At 39.4% G+C, this 2,701-nt stretch carries 1 protein-coding gene and 2 pseudogenes; all 3 read left to right on the top strand.

What is annotated here, in order from left to right; genetic code table 11:
- Nucleotides 1-367: pseudogene (locus PX484_RS16980) on the top strand (DUF3616 domain-containing protein); the annotation flags it as partial.
- 69 nt (nucleotides 368-436) lie between these two features.
- Nucleotides 437-2,113: a DUF4127 family protein gene (locus tag PX484_RS16975; RefSeq protein WP_287709545.1), complete on the top strand. Its 1,677-nt coding sequence runs from the start codon at nucleotides 437-439 to the stop codon at nucleotides 2,111-2,113.
- Nucleotides 2,114-2,149: 36 nt separating this feature from the next.
- Nucleotides 2,150-2,701, top strand: a pseudogene (locus PX484_RS16970) (hypothetical protein); the annotation flags it as partial.

Genomic DNA, 2,701 nt, shown 5'->3' with positions numbered 1-2,701 from the left:
CGCTAAGAATTATGCTGTTTTACTATCAATGGCTAATCTGGATAACTATCAATTCGATGGTGCAACACTTCTAGATTTAGGGGGACGGGGAATCAGAGAAATTACCTTTGATAATAACCAGATTTGGGGAATTGCTGGCGGTCCGAAAGATGGTCAAGATAATTTCGTTTTTTGGAAACTATCGGCTGAGGATCTCAAACCCAATACGATTCTTAAACCTGAAATCCTTCGAGAATTACCCCAGTCATCAGAAGGATTAGCGATCGTTGATGGAACAGCCTATATTTTGATTGATGGCAATAGTGGGGATTCTGGAAATCAGTGTGCAATACCTGCCAAGTTTATGCAATTTACTGTCCCTAATTAGGGTTATGTCCTCAAATTTTGCTAGTTTTAAAACTTAGATAATCCTCTCATATTGCCAAAAGGAGAAAAAATGATGACTACTCAAAAACTGAAAGCTCTAGTCAATACTGTTATCAAACAATCTACCCTAGATAGCAGTCAAATTACTGATCTTACTCAAAAATTTTCCTTGACAGCAGGAGATAAAATTGAGATTAATGATTACAAATCTGCGGACAATAATCACTGGGAATTAGAATTAACAACCCCTGTTAATGAGATAGCGAAATGGTTCGCTTATATTCCCCATGTCGAAATTAAAAGTAATGACCCTGTGGCCAAGATATTACAAGACATTAAGCAGTCTCAATTTAAGGTGTATCATCGACCAACAGAACAAGATGGAGATGGAGTGGGGATTCCCCCTAATGGACAAGACAACCGTTCAGAAAGAATTTGTCCTGTGTACGTTCTTAGTCCGAGAAGACAAACAGATTCTTTAGTTAGACAAATGATTACACTACTTCGGGTCAAGGATACAGCGTTCATTATTGCAGAACGATTGCTACAATATCCCGAAGATTATCTCCCCACTATTTCTCAATTTGAAAAAGCGGTTATTGTCCAATCTTTTGTTGGTGTCGGTCCTCCTCAACCAGATGCAACTCCTTATCCAGATTGGGCAAAAGAAAGACACGACAAAGAGTTGTGGAGACTCGAACAATCTATCCGTCTATTACAGTCGATGAATCGAAAAATCTCAGCTGTCGTTTGTGCGATGGGAGATTCTCAAAAACATTCATCCAAAGATGTGCGAGAAACAATGCAAACAAGATTATACAATCTTCTGGATAAGTATAATCTCTCGGCTCTCAAACAGCCAATTACTTGGGGAGCAGATGAATTAGTAGCAATGGGAATCGCTCAAACTCTTCCTAAAACTAAAGTGCGTGTCTGCATCTCTAATAAGGAGACTGAAATGTGGTACGACGGGCGACGACCACCGGAAGAACTTGTGACTGAAAAATTACCAGCAGTTGGGTTAGAAGAATCAGAAACTGACTGGGATTTCGAGGTAGCTATTTTAACTCGTCGTCAAAATGGTAGTATTAATGATTATCAGAAAGACGACAGGGAACAAGCGAAGTTAGATGAGCATTTTCTGGCTCAATATAAGAACTATTCTTCCGAGCAACGTGCTAAATTAGTTATCATTGATGGCCGACTTTTTAATGGGGCTTGGAATGCCACTTCTGTGTTACCTTATGATGATTTATTGGCCTTCGGTAGTTGGGGAACATTTGGCAATTGTGTTGGCTCAACTTTGGCGGTGGCAAAAATTCTTTTCTACGCTAAAAATCCTGCCGCTCAAAGACAACTTTATTTAGAAGCCATTGCTCATGATGTTTTTGCTAATGGCTATAAAGAAGTTCAACGACTCGAAGAACCTAAAAGCTTCTGTAATCAGCTAAAAAATCAAACAGGAATCACTTTCAATCATTACGACGGATATGATAATCCTGCTACGGTCAAAAAAGTCTTTGAGGTCTTAAATCGGCACGTTAATGTCAGAATGCAAGAACATTTTGCAGGACTTTCCAGTGTTAATAACCGAGTCTTCCGAATTACCCCGCAATTTTGGCGCACTTTTGAGAGTGAAATCCACATCTGGCCAAGATTACCAGAGGAAATTCATAAAGTTGGTATCTATCGTACCGATCTGGAAGCGATCGCTTTTAATCCTTCATTGGGCGATCAATTCGTCTAACAGTAAATTTTTCAACAATCCCATAGGAGAAATGCCATGACTTCCTTACAAATTATTAGTCCCATCAACGATGCTCGCTTTGAATGTCTAAAACCTGTTACTTTTACAGGCAAAGTAAATTCTGGAATAGTCACTGTAGAACTCAAAGCAGATGACAAATATTCCCTAGGCAATAATCAGGTTAAAGCAGACGGTTCTTGGTCGATTACTTATTCAGGATTCACGAATCCTGGGAAGCGCAAAATTACTGCCTTTGGCTATGATCAAGCTAATCATGAAGAAGAAACCAGCATTATAATTTATGTGGCAGATTCCTCAGATTATACTAAAACTATTTATGGGGGTCTGGTTTTAGATGCTTACAAAAACCTCCAACACACCCAGTCTCTGCCGACAGATCACAGGTTAACTGATGCCGAAGGATGCCGGTTATTTGAACAAGGAATACTGCCCATTCTTCAGTCCAAAACAACCTTTATGGAAGCAACGGAGGAAGGTCATAAGAAACTAAACGAATTAGTTGAACAAAACAAAGATCAATACGGTATTCATCATGCACCCTGTGCTTATTCTGTCTCCTGTGTGATG

Source organism: Microcystis sp. M49636_WE2 (assembly GCF_030065375.1).
GTDB lineage: Bacteria > Cyanobacteriota > Cyanobacteriia > Cyanobacteriales > Microcystaceae > Microcystis > Microcystis aeruginosa_C.
The sequence above is the reverse complement of the archived record's forward strand: the minus strand, read 5'-3'. Positions and strand labels throughout refer to the sequence as shown.

Bases quoted from the DNA above. Each gene is read 5' to 3' on its own strand.
- PX484_RS16975 (WP_287709545.1), top strand. From the start codon at position 437: ATGATGACTACTCAAAAACTGAAAGCTCTAGTCAATACTGTTATCAAA.